Origin of the sequence: Salaquimonas pukyongi, assembly GCF_001953055.1 — a bacterium.
In the GTDB taxonomy this organism is placed as follows: Bacteria; Pseudomonadota; Alphaproteobacteria; order Rhizobiales; family Rhizobiaceae; genus Salaquimonas; species Salaquimonas pukyongi.
In genome coordinates, this window is the sequence record NZ_CP019044.1 from 218,678 (window position 1) to 237,106 (window position 18,429).

Annotated in this window: 14 protein-coding genes and 1 pseudogene; 8 read left to right on the forward strand and 7 right to left on the reverse strand. The window is 60.0% G+C overall.

Going from position 1 to position 18,429, the window contains the following annotated elements:
- Positions 1 to 188: 188 nt before the first annotated feature.
- From BVL55_RS01160 to mutS, 4 genes are all read left to right on the forward strand, one after another.
- Positions 189 to 1,775, forward strand: a complete 1,587-nt coding sequence (locus BVL55_RS01160; protein ID WP_075995364.1) for a YifB family Mg chelatase-like AAA ATPase — start codon at positions 189 to 191, stop codon at positions 1,773 to 1,775.
- A 186-nt stretch (positions 1,776 to 1,961) separates the two neighbouring features.
- The gene (locus BVL55_RS01165; protein WP_075995365.1) at positions 1,962 to 4,325 is read left to right on the forward strand and encodes a PAS domain-containing hybrid sensor histidine kinase/response regulator; all 2,364 of its coding nucleotides are present in this window, start codon (positions 1,962 to 1,964) and stop codon (positions 4,323 to 4,325) included.
- Positions 4,326 to 4,442: 117 nt separating this feature from the next.
- Positions 4,443 to 5,306: a l-ornithine N(alpha)-acyltransferase gene (gene olsB / locus BVL55_RS01170; RefSeq protein WP_075995366.1), complete on the forward strand. Its 864-nt coding sequence runs from the start codon at positions 4,443 to 4,445 to the stop codon at positions 5,304 to 5,306.
- A 132-nt stretch (positions 5,307 to 5,438) separates the two neighbouring features.
- A complete protein-coding gene (gene mutS, locus BVL55_RS01175; protein ID WP_428977267.1) occupies positions 5,439 to 8,213 on the forward strand; it encodes a DNA mismatch repair protein MutS in 2,775 nt (924 codons plus the stop codon).
- A gap of 21 nt (positions 8,214 to 8,234) precedes the next feature.
- On the opposite strand, the pseudogene BVL55_RS01180 reads toward mutS, so the two are convergent.
- A pseudogene (locus BVL55_RS01180) lies at positions 8,235 to 9,226 on the reverse strand (adenosine kinase).
- 171 nt (positions 9,227 to 9,397) lie between these two features.
- On the opposite strand from BVL55_RS01180, the gene BVL55_RS01185 reads away from it, so the two are divergent.
- Positions 9,398 to 10,111 carry a sulfate transporter family protein gene (locus BVL55_RS01185; RefSeq protein WP_075995367.1) on the forward strand — a complete coding sequence of 238 codons (714 nt, stop codon included), beginning with the start codon at positions 9,398 to 9,400 and terminating at the stop codon, positions 10,109 to 10,111.
- Here the strand turns inward: BVL55_RS01185 and nth are convergent.
- Complete coding sequence (gene nth / locus BVL55_RS01190; protein ID WP_083649599.1) at positions 10,108 to 10,899, reverse strand: endonuclease III; 792 nt, start codon at positions 10,897 to 10,899, stop codon at positions 10,108 to 10,110. The genes BVL55_RS01185 and nth overlap by 4 nt on opposite strands.
- 102 nt (positions 10,900 to 11,001) lie before the next feature.
- Between nth and BVL55_RS01195 the strand changes: the two genes are divergently transcribed.
- On the forward strand, positions 11,002 to 11,511 hold the full coding sequence (locus BVL55_RS01195) for a DUF2244 domain-containing protein (RefSeq protein WP_075995368.1): 510 nt from the start codon (positions 11,002 to 11,004) through the stop codon (positions 11,509 to 11,511).
- Between the two features lie 103 nt (positions 11,512 to 11,614).
- The gene (locus BVL55_RS01200; protein ID WP_075995369.1) at positions 11,615 to 12,487 is read left to right on the forward strand and encodes a methylated-DNA--[protein]-cysteine S-methyltransferase; all 873 of its coding nucleotides are present in this window, start codon (positions 11,615 to 11,617) and stop codon (positions 12,485 to 12,487) included.
- 12 nt (positions 12,488 to 12,499) lie between these two features.
- On the opposite strand, the gene BVL55_RS01205 is transcribed toward BVL55_RS01200, so the two are convergent.
- From BVL55_RS01205 to BVL55_RS01225, 5 genes are all read right to left on the reverse strand, one after another.
- Complete coding sequence (locus BVL55_RS01205; RefSeq protein WP_075995370.1) at positions 12,500 to 12,883, reverse strand: PaaI family thioesterase; 384 nt, start codon at positions 12,881 to 12,883, stop codon at positions 12,500 to 12,502.
- Complete coding sequence (locus BVL55_RS01210; RefSeq protein WP_075995371.1) at positions 12,880 to 13,335, reverse strand: PaaI family thioesterase; 456 nt, start codon at positions 13,333 to 13,335, stop codon at positions 12,880 to 12,882. The genes BVL55_RS01205 and BVL55_RS01210 overlap by 4 nt, the downstream gene beginning before the upstream one ends.
- Positions 13,336 to 13,475: 140 nt before the next feature.
- On the reverse strand, positions 13,476 to 14,117 hold the full coding sequence (locus BVL55_RS01215; protein ID WP_075995372.1) for a 2,3-bisphosphoglycerate-dependent phosphoglycerate mutase: 642 nt from the start codon (positions 14,115 to 14,117) through the stop codon (positions 13,476 to 13,478).
- Positions 14,118 to 14,147: 30 nt separating this feature from the next.
- Positions 14,148 to 14,954: a 4-hydroxy-tetrahydrodipicolinate reductase gene (dapB, locus tag BVL55_RS01220; protein ID WP_075995373.1), complete on the reverse strand. Its 807-nt coding sequence runs from the start codon at positions 14,952 to 14,954 to the stop codon at positions 14,148 to 14,150.
- On the reverse strand, positions 14,951 to 16,879 hold the full coding sequence (locus tag BVL55_RS01225; RefSeq protein ID WP_244530557.1) for an ABC transporter ATP-binding protein: 1,929 nt from the start codon (positions 16,877 to 16,879) through the stop codon (positions 14,951 to 14,953). The genes dapB and BVL55_RS01225 overlap by 4 nt, the downstream gene beginning before the upstream one ends.
- 499 nt (positions 16,880 to 17,378) lie before the next feature.
- Here BVL55_RS01225 and BVL55_RS01230 point away from each other — a divergent pair, with 499 nt between their 5' ends.
- A complete protein-coding gene (locus BVL55_RS01230) occupies positions 17,379 to 18,371 on the forward strand; it encodes a BMP family lipoprotein (RefSeq protein WP_075995375.1) in 993 nt (330 codons plus the stop codon).
- The last annotated feature ends 58 nt before the right edge of the window (positions 18,372 to 18,429 follow it).

An 18,429-nucleotide genomic window follows, 5' to 3' on the forward strand; every position in this document is an offset into this window, starting at 1 on the left:
ACAAAGACTTGACTCCCGGCGAGAATCCTGCCTAAGGTTGCAGGCATAGGATTGCAATCGTCCGGGTTGAAGCCTGCATTAGCAGCCAAACTGCTGTCCCGGATAACCCACCGCCCGCAATCGGATATCATGCGTGCTGCCCTGTATTGCCAACGGGCAAGGCGGCACTGCTTTGCTGGAGGCGGGAGATGGTCTCACGGGTTCAGACGGTTGCCTTTCACGGTATTGAGGCGGTGCCGGTCGACGTTCAGGTCATGGTTGCCCCTGGCCAGTTGCAGATGCCCATTGTGGGCCTGCCCGACAAGGCGGTTGCGGAGAGCCGCGAACGGGTGAAGTCGGCACTGCATGCTTCCGGCCTCGCCATGCCGCCCAAGCGGGTGACGGTCAATCTGGCGCCGGCGGACCTGCCGAAAGAGGGCAGCCATTTCGATCTGCCGATCGCGCTGGGATTAATGGCAGCGCTCGGCGCCATTCCCTCCGATGTGCTGGACCGGTATGTGGTGATGGGGGAACTTTCCCTTGATGGCACGCTGATGCCCGTTGCCGGCGCTCTGCCTGCGGCCATCGGCGCCAACGCCCTCGGCAAGGGGCTGATCTGTCCGGCCGCCAGCGGGCAGGAAGCAGCCTGGGCCGATCCTGACATGGAGGTTCTTGCTCCCCGCAGCCTGATCGGGCTTGCCAATCACTTTCGTGGAACACAGGTGCTTTCCCGGCCCAAACCGGGCATTCGCGAACCGGCTGCAAGCCTGCCCGATCTTGCTGAAATTCGGGGCCAGGAAACCGCCAAGCGGGCACTGGAGATCGCCGCTGCCGGCGGCCACAACCTGTTGATGGTCGGACCGCCAGGCGCGGGCAAGTCCATGCTTGCAGAAAGACTTCCCGGCATCCTGCCAAGACTTGCGCCCAGGGAACTGCTGGAAATCTCGATGATCCGGTCAATTGCCGGCGAGTTGGCGGAAGGCCGGCTCTCCGACCGCCGCCCCTTCCGCGCACCGCACCATTCCGCGTCCATGGCAGCCATGGTGGGCGGTGGCCTGCGCGCCCGCCCCGGCGAAGTGTCCTTGGCCCATAACGGTGTGCTGTTTCTTGATGAACTGCCGGAGTTTACGCCGCAGGTTCTCGATTCCCTGCGCCAGCCGCTGGAAGCGGGCGAGGCTGCCATTGTGCGCGCCAATTACCGGGTTACCTATCCCTCGCGTTTTCAGCTCATCGCGGCCATGAATCCCTGCCGCTGCGGCATGGCGGGTGAGCCTGGCCACACCTGCCGCCGCGGCGAACGCTGCGCCACCGACTATCAGGCACGGGTCTCCGGCCCGTTCATGGACCGGATTGATCTGCGCATCGAAGTGCCGGCGATCTCCGCTGCCGACATGATGACGACCGGCGGGGGCGAGGAAAGCGCCATGGTCGCACGGCGCATCGAGACAGCCCGCAAATGCCAGGCCGAGCGCCTTGATGCCTTGCTCAAACGCTCTGCCGGCGACAGTGACCTTGCCCGCAAATTGAACCTGCACCGGGGCATCCCGGCCCAGAAGACCAATGCCGCGCTCGGTTCGGCGGTAACGGAACTGATTGCAGCGCCCGATGAAGCCGGCGCAAAATTGCTGCGAGATGCCGCCGAAACCATGCGGTTCTCCGCCCGCGGTTATCATCGCATTCTCAAGGTGGCCCGCACCATTGCGGACCTCGACGGAGCTGAAACCGTCGGCCGCATTCATCTGGCCGAGGCAATTGCCTATCGAACCTTGAACGAGCGTCCGGCGCTCGCTGCGTAACCTGCTGAAACCCGCTTTTGCCCCGATAGCCGAGGGGCCGGGCAGCCAGGCTGTTTTCCTGACGCCGGAGCCGCTCTTTCGCGTATGGCCTCCCGGTGGGCGTTTACCATGTCTTTCAAGCAAATCTTCAGCCTGTTGTGACAGGATCAGGGCAGGAATTGCATGCCGGGAACAAGGGAACGCCGGATGGGCGCGAACGAACGCCAAAAGGACGCGGCGGCACCGCAGAAAAAGCACGCCGAAGACCGCCGGGGCTCGGCCGCAGGCGCTTCGCCTGACGGCATGGAATTTGCGCATGCTGAAAATCGGCCGCAAGCTTCCAAGGCCCGCTTCCGGCGGGGCAGACGCCAAAGGCCGGCGCTGACCGCAGGCCTTTCCCGTCGACCTGTAGCCTTTGTCGCAAACCATGCGCTCCCGCTTTTCATCATCTGCTCTGCGGGTCTTTTTGCCTTCCTGGCCCCGTTCGGATCACCTGCTGCCATCGCTGTCATGGGATTTGCCGGTGTTTTGGCTTGCCTGGTTCAAAGCCGCCAGCGCGCAGAAGGCGCGGACATCGCTGCCATGCGTTCGCGCTTCGAGGAACTGGAAGATAAGGCCTGGGAGCTTTCTGAAAGCGAGGAACGCTACCGCACGATCACCGATGCCTTCGGCGATCTTGTCGCCATACGCGATCACGGCAACAGGATCCTGTCCTGCAACGCTGCTTATGCTGCAAGTCTGGGGACTACTCCGGAAGAAATTATTGCCGGCAACCGATTGCCCGCAATGGATGAAAGCGGGCCCGCGCAGGAAGAAGCAACTGGATTTCCCGCCCGGCTTGTCCGCCAGGGCGAGCGGACCGAACTGGTCATCGACACGCCCGATGGCCGCAAATGGTATCACTGGCTGGACCTGCCGGTACGCGGCGGCAATGGCGGTAAAAGTGCCATTCTTTCCGTCGCCCGCGACATCACCTCCTTCAAGCGCTCCACCGAACTTGATGCCGAGGCGCGAAAGCAGGCCGAACAGGCAAACCGTGCCAAGTCGCGTTTTCTTGCCATGGCAAGCCACGAAATGCGCACGCCCCTGAACGGTATTATCGGCATGTCGAAACTGCTCGGCACAACCCCTCTGACGCCGGAGCAGCACAACTATACCGAGGCGCTCAGGCGTTCGGGCCAGTCGCTGCTCACTCTCATCGAAGGCATGCTGGATCTTACGACCATCGAGGCGGGCCGCTTTGCCCTCAAGCCGCAGCGCTTCGCCCTGCGCGCCATGCTGGAGGATACGCTTGAACTGCTCCATTACCAGGCGGCGGAAAAAGACCTCGGCCTCGGCCTGTATGTGGCACCCGATGTGCCCGAAGAGATCGAAGCTGATGGTGAGCGGTTGCGCCAGGTGCTGATCAATCTTGTCGGCAATGCCATCAAGTTCACGCAAAGCGGCGGCGTGGCCGTTGAATGCGGGATTGGCGTTGCCGGTGGGCGGAAAACCCTGGTCCTGCGCATCCGTGACACCGGCCCCGGCCTGTCGGAGCAGAACCGTGCCCGCATCTTCCGCGAGTTTGAGCAGGTGGAAGATAACAATGCCCGCTCTGCCGGAGGGGCGGGGCTGGGCCTTGCCATCTCCCGGGCCCTGGCCGAACAGTTCGGCGGCACACTGGAATTGCAGGAAACCGGGGGTCAGGGGTCGGTTTTTGCCTTCACCCTTCCGCTTGAACAGAGCAGTGACACGGCTCACCGGGCATCCCTTGAAGGCCGCCGGATTGCCCTTGTGATGGAAAATCCAGTCGAAAGGGATTGCCTTTCCCGCACCTTGCAGGACATGGGTGCCAGCGTGCCGGTGTCCGAAACGAAGCTTAGCGGATGCGATACGGTTCTGGTGGACGGGGAAACAGCAGGGCAGGTGCTGAAAACCGTTCAAGCGTTTGACCATGAAGACAGGCCGCGCGTCTGCGTATCGCTGACCGCAGGACAGAAAGCCCTTTGGCCGCGTTTGCGTGAAAGCGGCGCCGATGCCTGGCTGACCCGACCGGTGCGCCAGTCAAGCCTGGAAGCGGTGCTCAACAGCCGCAAAGCGCGTGAACCGGCCAAAAAAAGCGGGTCGCAATCACAAGTTTGCGCAGATGACCACAAACCGGAATATCTGCCCGCCGCCGGACAGAAACGCCGTATTTTGCTGGCCGAAGACAACGACATCAATGCGCTCTTGGTAACTGCAGCGCTTGCGAAAGCAGGCCATGAGGTCATACGCGTTGGCAACGGTGCAGAGGCAGTGGCGCAATGCACAGGGCAGGGCGCCGGCGAGACGGCGTATGATCTTGTGTTGATGGACATGCACATGCCGGTAATGGACGGAATTCATGCCATTAGGGAAATCCGGCAGCATGAGGTATCCCGTTACATCCCGATCCTCATCCTGTCGGCCGATGGCGTTTCTGAAAACCGGCAGGCGGCGCTCGATGCCGGTGCTGACGGATTTCTGTCAAAACCGGTCGATCCGTCAGAATTGCTGAAAAGGGTCGACCGCACCACCGCTTCAGACAGGAGCGACATGGCAGGTACGGCGTAACAAGCAGCACCATCTGGCATTCAGGCTTGCTTATCCGCTCTTTTCCTGCAATGGCCAGCCATCTGTGCTAGTTTCAGTTACGCTCTAGCTGCTGTTACCACCGCACCGGATGGCATCATGCTCGACCAGTTCACCGATAATCCGAAACGCCAGCCCGAAGCGGCACGGCCACACTGTGACGAACCCGTCCTTGGCAGGCTTGGCGGATTGACCGTCAAGCTGGCGGAAACACCTGCGGAAATCGAGGCGGCCAAACGTCTGCGCTATGCCGTGTTTCACGAGGAACGCGGAAAAACCGGTGCCGCCGGTGCAAATGCCGAGTTGGATGAAGACGCGTTCGATGCCCACTGCGATCACCTGATCGTGGTCGATGAAAAGGCAGGCACTGAAAGCAAATCGCGACCGGTGATCGCCACCTACCGGTTGATGAACCGCAAGATGGCCGAACGTGCTGGCCGCTTTTATTCCGCCGCCGAATACGACATCGCATCATTGCTCAAGCGTCACAAAGACCTCAGCTTTCTGGAGTTTGGCCGCTCTTGTGTTGCGCCAGGCTACCGCGACAAGCGCACGGTCGAACTGCTCTGGCATGGCAGTTGGGCCTATGTGCGCCGCCATGGCCATGATGTCATGTTCGGTTGCGCTTCCTTTGAGGGAACCGATCCTGCCGTCCATGCCGAAGCGCTTTCCCTGCTGGGCGAACAGGCCCTGGCGGAGGACGAATGGCAGGTAAGCGCCGTGGCGCCGTCGGTGTCGCTGCCCATTCTGGCGCCGGAGGCCTATCAGGCCCGGCGTGCCTTGCGCAGCCTGCCGCCGATCCTCAAGGGTTATCTTCGCCTTGGCGCCATCTTTGCCCGGGAGGCGGTAATCGATCATGCCTTTGGCACGGTCGATGTTTTGGTTCTTCTGCCGGTCGCCCGCCTTAACCCGCGCTATGTGCGCTACTATGGTGCGGATGCAGGCCGCCACAAGGCAGACTGACAAACCGGTCTTGCCTGCATCGATTGCTGTGGAACACTGTGCCTGCCGGTTCGCCAAACGCCTGCCATGCTTGCAATGCGGCGTGCACCGGTCAATCCTGCCCGGGCATCTGCGAACCAGAAAGACCTGCACATGCTTGAACGGCACAACAATACTCCGGCCCTCAAGGAGGACGAACCGCAAGGCCCCGCAGCACCGGCGGCTGCAGGCGGTGGCAAAGCCACGCCGATGATGGAGCAGTATATCGAGATCAAGGCGGCCAATCCCGGTTCACTGCTGTTTTACCGCATGGGCGATTTCTACGAACTGTTCTTCCATGATGCGGAGATTGCCTCCCGGGCGCTGGGCATAACACTGACCAAGCGCGGCAAGCATCTGGGCGAGGACATTCCCATGTGCGGCGTGCCCGTTCATGCTGCCGAGGAATATCTGCAGAGGCTTATCGCGCTCGGCCACCGTGTTGCTGTCTGCGAGCAGACCGAGGATCCGGCACAGGCGAAAAAGCGCGGCTCCAAGGCGGTGGTTCGCCGAGATGTGGTCCGTCTGGTCACACCGGGAACGATAACCGAGGAAAAACTGCTGGAACCCTCCGCCGCCAGCTATCTTGCAGCGCTGGGGCGCGCCCGTCATTCCGAGGAGCAGGAGGACTGGGCGCTGGCCTGGATCGACATTTCAACCGGCGAATTCCGCGTATGTGAAACGGCGGCTGCCCGTCTTGGAGCCGATCTCGCCCGCATTTCCGCCCGGGAAATCATCTACCCCGAGACCATCGGGGAAGAAGCGGCAGTCATGCAGGTACTTGTCGAAAGCGGCGTCGCCCTTGCGCCCCAGCCGGTTCAGCTTTTTGACAGCCAGTCAGCGGGAAAGCGCATTGAGGAGGTCTTCAACGTCAAGTCCATCGATGGTTTTGGCGAGTTTACCCGTGCGGAGAGATCGGCCTGTGGCGCGGCTCTCGCCTATGTGGAGCGTACCCAGATCGGTGAGAAGCCCGCACTTTCTCCGCCGTTGCGCGAGAGCGCTTCCGGCACGATGTTCATCGATGCGGCAACGCGCACCAATCTGGAACTTGCCAGAACGCTTTCGGGAGAAAAGAAGGGCAGCCTTCTTTCTGCAATCGACCGCACCCTGACCGGTGGCGGTGCGCGGCTGTTGTTTGAGCGCATGATGAACCCGCTGGTTGATCCCCGGCGCATCACAAGGCGGCTTGATGCCGTCGAGTTCATGCGCACCCAGCAGGGCCTGGCCGAAGAGCTTTCGGCAATATTGAAAGCCTATCCGGACCTTCCAAGGGCCTTGTCCCGTTTGGCGCTCAATCGTGGTGGCCCGCGCGATCTTGAAGCCGTGCGGTCAGGGCTTGCCGCAGCTCAGGGTCTTGCCGGTGCCATGGCCACACAGCAAGGCCAGCTTCCAGAGGAGCTGGCGGCGGTTTCCAAAACCTTGTCGGCGCAGCCGGAAGAACTGAAGAACCTGCTGGACAGCATGCTTGACGATGAATTGCCGCTACTCAAGCGCGATGGCGGTTTCATCCGCCCCGGTGCAAACGGGGAAATCGACGAACTTCGAAAACTGCGGGATGATTCGCGCCGCGTCATCGCCGAACTGCAATTGCGTTACAGTGAAGATACCGGCGTCAAATCCCTGAAAATCCGCCACAACAACGTGCTGGGCTATTACATCGAGGTAACCGCCCAGAACGCTCCCGCCCTGCAGGCGCCGTCCCGCCAGGGCGAGTTCATCCATCGCCAGACCATGGCCAACGCCATGCGGTTTACCACAACGGAACTGGCCGGGCTTGAAACCCGCATTGCCAATGCAGCCGGCCGTATCCTTGAGCTTGAGCTGCACCTGTTCGAGGAGATGGCTGCGGCCACCGTCGCTGAAGCTGCCACCCTTCAGCAAGTTGCCCGCGCCGTCAGCCGCCTCGATGTGGCGGTTGCGCTGGCGCGCCTGTCGCTGGAAGACGATTACTGCCGTCCGGTGACCGATACCTCTACCGTGTTTGAGGTTGAAGGCGGCCGCCATCCGGTGGTTGAGCAGGTGTTGAAAAAGCAATCGGGTCAGGCATTCATCGCCAACGATTGCAACATTACCGCAGATGCTGAGCCGGTACAGGGCGAGGAGACGCAGGCAGGAAAAATCTGGCTTCTCACCGGCCCCAACATGGGCGGCAAATCCACCTTTCTGCGTCAGAATGCGCTGATCGCGATCCTGGCCCAGATGGGTTCCTACGTTCCCGCAAAGTCCGCCCGCCTTGGCATTGTCGACCGCCTGTTCTCGCGTGTCGGCGCGGCGGACGATCTGGCGCGCGGGCGCTCGACCTTCATGGTGGAAATGGTTGAAACGGCGGCAATCCTGAACCAGGCAGGTCCAAGATCGCTGGTCATTCTCGATGAGATCGGCCGTGGAACCGCGACCTTCGACGGGCTGTCCATTGCCTGGGCGGCAATCGAGCACCTGCATGAGATAAACCGCTGCCGCACGCTTTTTGCCACCCATTTTCACGAATTGACGGCCCTGTCGGCAAAGCTGCCGCGGCTGGAAAACGTCACGCTGAAGGTCAAGGAATGGCAGGGAGATGTCGTGTTTCTGCATGAGGTGGTGCGCGGCACCGCCGACCGTTCCTATGGAATTCAGGTCGCACGCCTTGCCGGCCTGCCGCAGGCGGTGGTCGAGCGGGCCCGCGATGTGCTGCACCAGCTGGAGGATTCTTCCAGCGGCCAGTCGGTCTCTGCGCTGGTGGATGAACTGCCGTTGTTCTCCGTCAAGGCAAAACAGGCTGAACGCGCCGTACAGCAGGACGATCAGATCCGTAATCTGCTCGCCGATACAGTGCCCGACGACATGACGCCCCGCGAGGCAATGGAACGGCTCTATGCGCTGAAAGCCCTTTTGCGCAGGGAAGAATAACCTCACACGGGCAAGGGTGGCCTACAGCCCTTCCTGCGCCAGCAGGTTGGCCAGATTCGCCCGTGGTCTTGGACCGATCTGCTGAATGACTTCTGCTGCGGCCAGGCCGCCGATGCGGGCACAGTCTTCAAGGCTGCGCTCATGGGTGAGTCCGAAAAGAAAGCCTGCCGCATACAGATCTCCGGCGCCCGTGGTATCGACCAGTTTTTCGATTGGGTGGGCATCGACCGCATGGGTTTCCTCGCGGGTTACCACCACCGAACCCTTCTCGCTGCGGGTTACCGCCGCAAGCCGGCATTCGCCCCGGATCGCCGATAGCGCTTCCTCGAAGGAAGCGGTTTGATAAAGCGATTTGAGTTCATGCTCATTGGCAAAGACCACATCTACGGTCTTCGAGCGGACAAGATCGAGGAACTCGTCGCGGTATCGGTCGACGCAGAACGGGTCGGACAGCGTCATCGACATGCTTCGCCCGTTGGCATGGGCGATCTCCGCAGCCTTGCGGATGGCCTGTTTGGCGCGGGGCGGATCCCAAAGGTAGCCTTCGAAATAGGTTATGGCGGATGCCGCCACCACGGCTTCATCAATGTCTTCAGGGCCAAGTTCAACGCAAGCGCCGAGATAGGTGTTCATTGAGCGTTCGCCGTCCGGGGTGACGAAGATCATCGAGCGGGCCGTTGGGGGTCGCCAGCCAGCGGCTGCGTATCGAAATGAACGCCGATCGCCCGCATGTCATGGGTAAAGATCGTTCCAAGCTGATCATCGCTGACCTTGCCGAAATACGCGGCCTTGCCGCCCAGGCCTGCAATGCCGGCCGCAGTGTTTCCTGCGCTTCCGCCCGATTGTTCCGTGGCAGGACCCATCGCCGCGTAGAGATGCTCGGCCCGATCGACATCGATCAGGTTCATGGCACCCTTGATGATGTTTTCGGAGACAAGAAAATCATCTTCGGCATAGGCGATAATGTCGACGATGGCGTTGCCGATGGTGAGCACATCGAAGGGTCCGGTCATGAAAGTCTCCAGGATATTTTGGGAAATTGCGAAGGGTCCGGCAGGTTGCCGGGCGCTTTCCCATATCGGCGCGTCGAATGCAAGCAGACACAGACCGGCCCCCTTGTGAAGCCGCCGCCGGTTTCCTATCTCGCAGGTGTCTGCGCACCACGCGCATGAGGAAAACAGATCATGGTTATCGAATCCGCGCGCAAGGCGGCGGCAGGGCTTTTGAAGCCGAAGTTCCGCTCGGTTCTTTTAAAATCTGTCGGCCTGACGATCCTGCTGTTCATTGGTGCCTGGATCGGCATGGAAATGCTGTTTTCAGCCTTTCTGGCACCCATTCTCGGTCCCTGGCCCTGGGTTTCCACCGCGATTTTGTGGCTTATGAGCGCCGGGCTGATTGTCGGTGCGGGTTTTCTGCTGGCGCCGGTCACCGCCCTGGTTGCGGGCCTGTTTCTCGATGACGTGGCTGAACATGTCGAACGGGCACATTATGCAGCAGACGGGCAGGGCACAGCCATGGCGCTGGGCCCTTCGATCTGGTTTGCCCTGCGCTTTACCTTTGTGGTAATTGCCGCCAACCTTGTCGCCCTGATGCTGGTGCTGCTGCCCGGCATCAATGTGGCGATCTTCTTCCTGGTCAACGGCTATTTGCTCGGCCGCGAATATTTCATGTTCGCCGCCATGCGGTTTCGCAGCGAGGAAGACGCCAACGCCCTGCGCAAGGCAAATTCAAGCGCGATCTTCTTTGCCGGCCTGATCATCTCGGGCGTCATGGCTGTGCCGCTGCTCAATCTGGCAACGCCGGTATTTGCGGCCGGATTGATGGTGCACCTGCACAAGGCACTGGACCGCCGGTATCCCGATCCGGCCCGGCCTACACCCTTGGAAAACGTGGTCTAATTCATCCCCGGCAGGGTCTGCTGGGGAATTGGCACGATGGAAGCCGGTACGTCACAGGTCTTTTCCTTCGACTTGCAGAGATCGGCGATGATGCAATGTTCGCAATCCGGTCTGCGCGCCTTGCAGGTATAGCGCCCGTGCAGAATCAGCCAGTGATGGGCATGATACAAAAACTCTTCTGGAATGATCCGCATCAGGATTTCTTCCACCTCGTCGGGGTTCTTGCCGGGCGCAAGGCCCAGCCGGTTGCCGATCCTGAAGATGTGCGTATCGACGGCCATGGTCGGGATGCCGAAGGCCATCGACATCACCACATTGGCGGTTTTGCGGCCAACGCCCGGCAGTGTAACCAGCTGCTCGCGCGTTTGCGGCACTTCACCCCCGAATTCGTCAATCAGCTTGCGCGACAACGCGATCACGTTCTTTGCCTTGTTGCGGTAAAGCCCGATGGTCTTGATATGCTCGCGAACCTTCTCCTCCCCCAGCGCCAGCATTTTCTGCGGGGTATCGGCAACGGCAAACAGATGCTTTGTCGCCCGGTTTACCCCTTCATCGGTTGCCTGGGCTGAAAGCGCGACCGCCACCACCAGCGTGTACGGGTTGGTGTGGTAGAGTTCGCCTTTCGGTTCGGGCCTGAGTTCTTTGAATCGGCTGAAAATCTCCGTGATCTCTTCCCGGCTGTAGCGTGAACGCGGCAGGCGCTTTGCCGGCTTGCGTTGCTTGGGTTTTACTATTTCAGAACCGGTGGCAGGCTTTTCTGCGTTTTTGCCTTGGTCAGTTTTTTTCATGACGAGCTTTTCAACCGGTTGGTGGTGCCTGTAGGCTTGGGATGCAAACCTGATGAACATGGCGGGAGTGCAGGAAAATGAAAAGCCCCGCAGAGGCAAAGCATGCAAAACGCTGTTGAAGAACCGGACGGAGGTCTGTCGCCGGCGCGCGAAAACCCCATTTTTGCGGCCCGCCTGATCCCCCACCGCTCCCTGAGCAAGACGGGGTTCATCCTGCTGATGCTGTTTGTCGGTGTGACCTGCTTTGCCTCGGGCATCCTGTTCCTGTCCATGGGAGCATGGCCGGTATTCGCCTTTTTCGGCCTTGATGCCTTGCTGATTTGGGGCGCATTCAAGCTCAACTACCGGTCCGCGCGCGCCTTTGAAGAGATTGCCGTATGGCATGACGGAATAGAGTTCCGCCAAGTTTCACCGGCGGGCCGCGCACAGACCCATCGTTTCAACCCGTTCTGGACACGCTTTGTCGTCGAGCGCCATGAGGAATTCGGTATCATGCGCATGGCCTTGCGCGAAAAAGGCCGGGAATTTGACATCGGCTCTTTTCTCAACCCGCCGGACCGCGCCAGTTTTGCCGTGGCGTTCGATGCAGCGCTTGCCAGGGCCCGGCTATAGCAACCGGCCGGTATAACTGCCGGCAGCAAGAATCGGGTGGCGGTGCGACGGCGCGAAAGCTAGGTTTTGCGCCAGATGCAATCGCTCAAGCGGAGCCTGACAGGTGACTTATCTCTACCAGAACATTGACGGTGATTATCAGACCGTACGCCGGGTGGTCGAACTGATTTCGGAGAACTGGCAGGAGCAGCCGGATCTCAATTCCCTGGCAAATGCGGTCGGCAAGTCGCCGACGCAATTGCAGAAACTGTTCACCCGCTGGGCCGGGCTTTCCCCAAAAGCCTTCCTGCAGGCGGTTACCCTCGATCATGCCAAGCGGCTGCTCGGCGGTGACCTGCCCCTGCTTGATGCAAGCTACGAGCTGGGCTTGTCCGGGCCGGGCCGACTGCATGATCTTTTCGTCACCCATGTTGCCATGTCGCCCGGTGCCTACAAGGCAAGGGGCGAGGGGCTGGACATAGCCTATGGCTTTCACCCCAGCCCCTTTGGAACCGCTTTGATCATGGCAACCGAGATGGGAATGACAGGCCTTGCCTTCTGTGATCCCGGCGGGGAAAAGGAAGCACTTGAGGACATGAAGAGCCGCTGGCCCCGGGCGCGCTATACCAGCGACCCGGCAAAAACCGCGCCCTATGCTGTGCGCAGTTTTGATCCGCAGCGCTGGAAGCCGGACGATCCGCTGCGCGTGGTGATGATCGGCACCGATTTTGAAATTCGTGTGTGGGAGGGTTTGCTGTCCATTCCGCTCGGCAATGCCGAAACCTACTCGGCGCTGGGTGAACGGATCGGCAAGCCGGCCCCGCGTGCCGTGGGCCGTGCGGTTGGCCGCAATCCGATTTCCTTTGTGGTGCCCTGCCACAGGGTGCTCGGCAAATCAGGCGCCCTGACAGGCTATCACTGGGGACTTACGCGCAAACGTGCCATTCTCGGCTGGGAATCGGGCATGGCGGGCAGTGTTAGTGAAAACGCCGCCTGAAGAAGATTTTGCTTATTCTTCCAGAATGCGCAGGGTGCAGGCGCCGCGGGCGACCGGCAGGTCCTCGCTGTCCTGCCAGCACACCACATCCATGAAGGCAACACGCCGGGCAATCCGCATCACGCTGCCGCGGGCGTAAAGGTCGGAATCCTTTGTGACACGCAGATAGTCGATCGACGACGTGGTCAGTTCAAGCTTTGCGCGCCTGCCCTTGTGGGCAAGCTCATGGTCGAGCGTCTTTTCGGCGGTGTGCTCAATCAGCGAACCGACCACGCCGCCGTGAATGGAGCGGATCAGCGGATTGCCGAGATGATGCTCCTGAAACGCAACCTTCCAGCAGCTGTTCTCTTCCACGGGAGCAAAAGCGAACCAGGTTTCGGCGGGGGTGGTGTTCATATCCGGCTTTCCTCAGACCGGTCACGGATCGATGTGGCGCGCGTGCCGATCATGAAGGTGCCCGTGGCAATGGCGACCGGTTCTTCATTCTTGTCGAGCAGTTCGCCCGTCACATAGGCAAGGCTGTTATGGACGGAAACACACACCGCCTTGCCCTTGATCGTCTCTCCGGCGGACGGCCGGCGCAGATGATTAACGGAGAGTCCAACAGTTGCGATCGGCACCAGCTTCTCAAGGCTGCCCATGACCGCTCCGCCCATGATCGAATCAAGGACGATGGTGGCAAAGCCGGTATGCAGACTGCTCATTTCAGGGTCGTGCACCAGGTCCTGCGGCGCTTCGATGCAAACCCGAACCGTATTGCCCGCCGAGCCGGTGAAATCGGCCTGTACCTTGCTTGCAAGCGGATGATGGCTTGAAAAGAAAACCTGAATCGGATGCAAGTCCGTCATGCTGCCGCGCTTTTTTCCTGTGTGAACAAATAACTGGCCGAGAACGGCATGCCTGGCAAGGCTGCCAACCGGTGCCCAAATTGATTGACCTTTTCGTAAACGTCAATACCCCATCGCTACCCGCGCCAACCCTTTTGCGGTTAGTGGGCCTTGGACATGTCCCCCAGAACTTTCTTGTCCGCAACGGTGGAATCGGCATTGAGGCGGTAGACCATTGGAACGCCGGTGGCCAGGTTCAGCCCGGTCACTTCCTCCTTTGAAAGACGGTCCAGGATCATCACAAGCGAGCGCAGGGAATTGCCGTGCGCGGCAACCAGTACCGTCTGGCCTGAAAGCACACGGGGAAGAATCTCCTGCATGTAATAGGGCCAAACCCGTGCACCGGTATCGCGCAGCGATTCGCCTTCTTCTCCGGGCGGCGGCACATCATAGGAGCGGCGCCAGATGTGAACCTGCTCCTCGCCCCATTTTTTCCGTGCGTCGTCCTTGTTCAGACCGGCGAGATCGCCGTAATTACGCTCGTTCAGTGCCTGGTCGTGAATGGTCTCAAGGGTGCTTTGATCCAACTCGTCCAGGATGATCTGGCAGGTTTTTTCGGCCCGCCGCAGCACGCTGGTAAAGGCGATGTCGAAATGAAGGCCTTCCTGCCGCAGCACCTTGCCGGCCTCGTGGGCCTCGGCAAAGCCCTGCTCGGTCAGGTCCGGATCCCGCCATCCGGTAAACAGGTTTTTCAGGTTCCACTCGCTCTGGCCATGCCGGACCAGCACCATCGTTCCGCTCATTGTCTTTGTCGCTCTTTTGCTGGGTTAAAGTCAGTTGCCAAGGCCAAGCACGTTACGCATTGAGTACAGTCCGGGTGCCTTGCCTTTTGCCCAGAGCGCAGCCCTTACCGCCCCCATGGCGAAGTTCATGCGGTCCTGTGCGATATGGGCAAGTTCGATCCGCTCGCCTTCGCCGGCGAAAATGACCTTGTGTTCGCCGACCACCGAACCACCGCGCAGGGTTGCAAACCCGATCGGCCCTGCAGGCCGCGGGCCGGTGTGCCCGTCGCGCACCCTTACGCTGTTTTCCTCAAGTTCGATGCAGCGCCCGTCAGCGGCTGCCTGACCCAGCAGCAGGGCAGTGCCCGATGGGGCATCGACCTTGTGTTTGTGGTGCATTTCCACCACTTCGATGTCGAACATGTCGCCATCCAGCGCCTTTGCCGCCTGCTCCACCAGAACCGCGAGCATATTCACCCCCAGGCTCATATTGCCGGACTTGACGATGGTAGCGTGCTGTGCGGCCGCCTTGATGGCGCCCTCGTCCCCGGCGCTGCAGCCGGTTGTCCCGATAATGTGCGCGATGCGCGCCTGAGCCGCATAACCGGCAAATTCCACCGTTGCGGCAGGTGCGGAAAAGTCGATGATGCCGTCCGCCTTGGCAATGGCCGGAAGCGGGTCGGCGGTAATTGCCACTCCCATCGGACCAAGGCCCGAGATCTCACCGGCATCGCGGCCGATCATCGGGCTGTCCTTGTGTTCAAGCGCCGCATGCAGTTGGCAATCCGCGTTCTGGCTGATTGCCCTGATGAGTGTCTGCCCCATGCGTCCGGACGCGCCGGTTACCACCAGTTTCATGTGCGTTTCCCGTCTTTTGCCGCCGCCCCTTTTCCGGACGCGCCGGCTTTTGTCTTTGCGGCAGCTTTCTTCCGCCTTGCGGGCGCTTCTGTGCGCACCTCGCTGTCTGTATCGTCATCGGCGTCAATATCCAGCGCGCCCATGCGGTACAGCCTTGCATAGATACCCTTGGGCTTTCTGACCAGCGTGCGGTGTTTGCCTTCCTCGCGGATTACTCCCTTGTCGATGACAATGATCTTGTCGGCATTTCGAATGGTGGAAAGACGGTGCGCGATGACGATTGTGGTGCGGCCTTTCATCAGCCCTTCCAGCGCCGACTGGACGGCTTTTTCCGATTCATTGTCGAGGGCGGAGGTCGCTTCATCGAGCAGCAGAATGGGAGCATCCCGCAAAATTGCGCGGGCAATGGACAGGCGTTGTTTCTGGCCTCCCGAGAGATTGGACCCCATCTCTCCCACCGGCGTGTCATAGCCCTCCGGCATATCGGAAATGAAATCGTGGGCCTGCGCCTTTTTTGCTGCTTCGACAATCTCGTCCAGGCTGGCGCCGGGCCGGCCATACTGAATGTTGTCGGCAATCGTGCCTTCAAACAATACCGGACTTTGCGACACGAAGGATGTCTTGAGCCGCAACCCGTGCACCTTTACATCGGCAATGTTCTGGCCATCGACGAGAATGCGTCCTTTTTCAAGATCGTGAAACCGCAGAATGGTGTTGATGATGGTCGACTTGCCGCCCCCTGAAGGGCCGACCAGCGCCGTAACCTCACCGGCCTTGGCGGTAAAGGAGACATCGTGCAGTACCGTGTCGATGCCGTCATAGGAGAAGGTGACATGATCAAATTCGATCTCTCCGCCACTAATGTCTATCGCCTTGGCGCCCGGTTTGTCGGACTGGCGCGGGGGCGTGTCGAGCAGCTCATACAGCATGCGCGCATTGACCAGGGATTTTTCGAACTGCACCCTGAAGGAAGCAATGCGCCTGGCCGGGTCGTAGGCCAGCATTGCGGCGGCGAGAAACGAGAGCAGGGCGCCCGGATTGCCGTCGAGTGCGATAACGCGCCAGCCGCCAAATGCCACGGCGCCGGCAATGGCAAATCCGCCCAGGGTTTCCGTCAGCGGCTTGGTGCGGGCATTGACCAGGGCAATCGTGTTGGCCTGTTTTTCGGCCTTCTCGATCAGCTTGCTGAGATTGTCCTTAAGCTGCTCTTCCATCGTGAAGGCCTTGACGACGGAGATGCCTTGCGCCGTCTCGATCATGTTGGAGACAACCTGGGCATTGACGTTCACTTCCTTGCGGGAAAGCTGTTTTACCTTCTTGACGTATCGCGAGATGACATAGGCGGCGATCGGCATCACCACCAGCGATCCCACGCTCATCAGCGGATCCTGCCAGACCATGACAAAAATCAGCGCGATGAGGGTTAAAAGATCCCGCGCAAAGGTCGTGATAATGGTGTTCAGCATGTTCTGAACACCGCTGATGTTGCGATTGATCTGGCCGACAAGAAATCCGGACCGCGTATCGGAGAAAAATCCGACGCCAAGCTTCAGCAGGTGGTCGAAGGCGCGTTTTTGGTACCGGGCCACCATGTTGTTGGCGATGCGCTTCAAGAGCACTTCCTGGCCAAAGCTGGCCATGCCCTTGAGAAAGAACACCAGCAGAATGATGCCGGCAATGGAGTAGGCGGCCGACAGTTTCTTGTCGTCGAAAACCTCGTTGACCACATCCTTGATGATGTAGGCGCTGAACGCCGTTGTCCCGGCCACGACCACCATGCAGATAATCGCCAGCACATAGCTGTTTCGGTAGATGGCGAAGTTTTCGGAGAAAATCCGCTGCACGACACGGAAGGCGCTTTCGTCCTCATACATCGGTGCCGCCGTCAGCGGTTTTTCCGCTGCAGGCTGCGCCTCATTCGGCATCGCGCTTTCGGCTTTTTTGTCGTTTTTTTGCGGCAACGGACTGGATCGAATTTGGTGGTCGGGGCTTTTGCTCGGAGATGATAACGAAAACCGTTGGCCGCAACCGGCCGGGCGGTTCTCTCGCTGCGGCGTTTCATACAGAAGCGGGGCCCGTTTGCATAGCGCTCACATGAGCTCCGGCAGAATTGTTGCAAGCAGGCGCCCGGCGGCCCCTGCCCGGCGCCATGAAGGGGTGCTGGCTTGGCCGAACCGTACGTTCTGCCGGGATCCTTGCCGCTACCCACAGCCATCTGCAGTCCGGCAAAATTATGTAGGCATCCACCGGCAACCATGCAAGAATAACGCTTGGCGGGCCTGTGATCCGGCGCCCGCAGGAGCGGATTTGACTGGAGGAATTGGTCTCAGGACTCCTGCAATGGCGGTACGGCCCCGAACAGCCGGGTGCAAATACCTCATCCGCCGAAAGCTCAAAACACAAGTATCGAAACAGGGAAGAGACATGAGAAAACTGATTTTTGGGATTGCTGCCAGCCTGCTGATGACCGTGTCAGCGATGGCGATGGATGCGAAGCCGGCAGTCGTCTACGACAAGGGCGGCAAGTTCGATGGCTCCTTCAATCAGGCGGCCTATGACGGCGCGGAAAGGTTCAAGACAGAGACCGGCATTGAATACCGCGAGTTCGAAGTAACGGACGACGCGCAGCGTGAGCAGGCCATGCGCCGGTTCGCCCGCGATGGCAACAACCCGATTGTGGTCATTGGGTTTTCCCAGGCAGCAGCGCTGGAGAAAGTCGCCAAGGAATATCCCGACATCAACTTCGCCATTGTCGATATGGTGGTTGAACTGCCCAATGTGCGTTCCATCGTGTTCAAGGAACATGAAGGGTCCTTTCTGGTTGGCGTGATGGCCGCCAAGGCGTCGAAAACCGGCAAGGTCGGCTTTGTCGGCGGCATGGACATTCCGCTCATCCGCAAATTTGCCTGCGGCTATGTGGGTGGCGTCAAATCCGTCAATGCCGACGCGGAAGTCATTCAGAACATGACCGGCACGACAGGCGCTGCCTGGAACGATCCCACCAAGGGTGGCGAACTTGCAAGGGCGCAAATGGATCAGGGTGCTGATGTCATCTACCATGCTGCCGGCGGCACCGGTTTCGGCGTACTGCAGGCGGTGGCCGATGCCGGTAAACTTGGCATTGGCGTTGATTCAAACCAGAATCATCTTCATCCCGGCAACATTCTGACCTCCATGCTCAAACGGGTCGATGTTGCGGTTTACGATGCCTTTTCCGACGTCAACAACGGTACCTGGTCTGCGGGTTTTGAAGTGCTTGGCCTGAAGGAGGGCGGTGTCGATATCGCCATGGATGAGCACAACAAGCCGCTGGTTGGAGGTGACATGATGGCAGCGGTGGAAAGTGCCAAGTCAGGCATTATTGATGGCAGCGTTACGGTACACGACTACATGTCGGACAATTCCTGCCCCTATTGATCGCCGGGCGGAGACCGAAAGAAAAAAAGCAGGGGGCCAGATACATTCTGGCTCCCTG

What these genes read in the sequence shown, in the direction of transcription:
- BVL55_RS01160 (WP_075995364.1), top strand. Translation starts at nt 189, where the DNA reads ATGGTCTCACGGGTTCAGACGGTTGCCTTTCACGGTATTGAGGCGGTG.
- BVL55_RS01165 (WP_075995365.1), top strand. Translation starts at nt 1,962, where the DNA reads ATGGGCGCGAACGAACGCCAAAAGGACGCGGCGGCACCGCAGAAAAAG.
- olsB (WP_075995366.1), top strand. Translation starts at nt 4,443, where the DNA reads ATGCTCGACCAGTTCACCGATAATCCGAAACGCCAGCCCGAAGCGGCA.
- mutS (WP_428977267.1), top strand. Translation starts at nt 5,439, where the DNA reads ATGCTTGAACGGCACAACAATACTCCGGCCCTCAAGGAGGACGAACCG.
- BVL55_RS01185 (WP_075995367.1), top strand. Translation starts at nt 9,398, where the DNA reads ATGGTTATCGAATCCGCGCGCAAGGCGGCGGCAGGGCTTTTGAAGCCG.
- nth (WP_083649599.1), bottom strand. Translation starts at nt 10,899, where the DNA reads ATGAAAAAAACTGACCAAGGCAAAAACGCAGAAAAGCCTGCCACCGGT.
- BVL55_RS01195 (WP_075995368.1), top strand. Translation starts at nt 11,002, where the DNA reads ATGCAAAACGCTGTTGAAGAACCGGACGGAGGTCTGTCGCCGGCGCGC.
- BVL55_RS01205 (WP_075995370.1), bottom strand. Translation starts at nt 12,883, where the DNA reads ATGAACACCACCCCCGCCGAAACCTGGTTCGCTTTTGCTCCCGTGGAA.
- BVL55_RS01210 (WP_075995371.1), bottom strand. Translation starts at nt 13,335, where the DNA reads ATGACGGACTTGCATCCGATTCAGGTTTTCTTTTCAAGCCATCATCCG.
- BVL55_RS01215 (WP_075995372.1), bottom strand. Translation starts at nt 14,117, where the DNA reads ATGAGCGGAACGATGGTGCTGGTCCGGCATGGCCAGAGCGAGTGGAAC.
- dapB (WP_075995373.1), bottom strand. Translation starts at nt 14,954, where the DNA reads ATGAAACTGGTGGTAACCGGCGCGTCCGGACGCATGGGGCAGACACTC.
- BVL55_RS01225 (WP_244530557.1), bottom strand. Translation starts at nt 16,879, where the DNA reads ATGCCGAATGAGGCGCAGCCTGCAGCGGAAAAACCGCTGACGGCGGCA.
- BVL55_RS01230 (WP_075995375.1), top strand. Translation starts at nt 17,379, where the DNA reads ATGAGAAAACTGATTTTTGGGATTGCTGCCAGCCTGCTGATGACCGTG.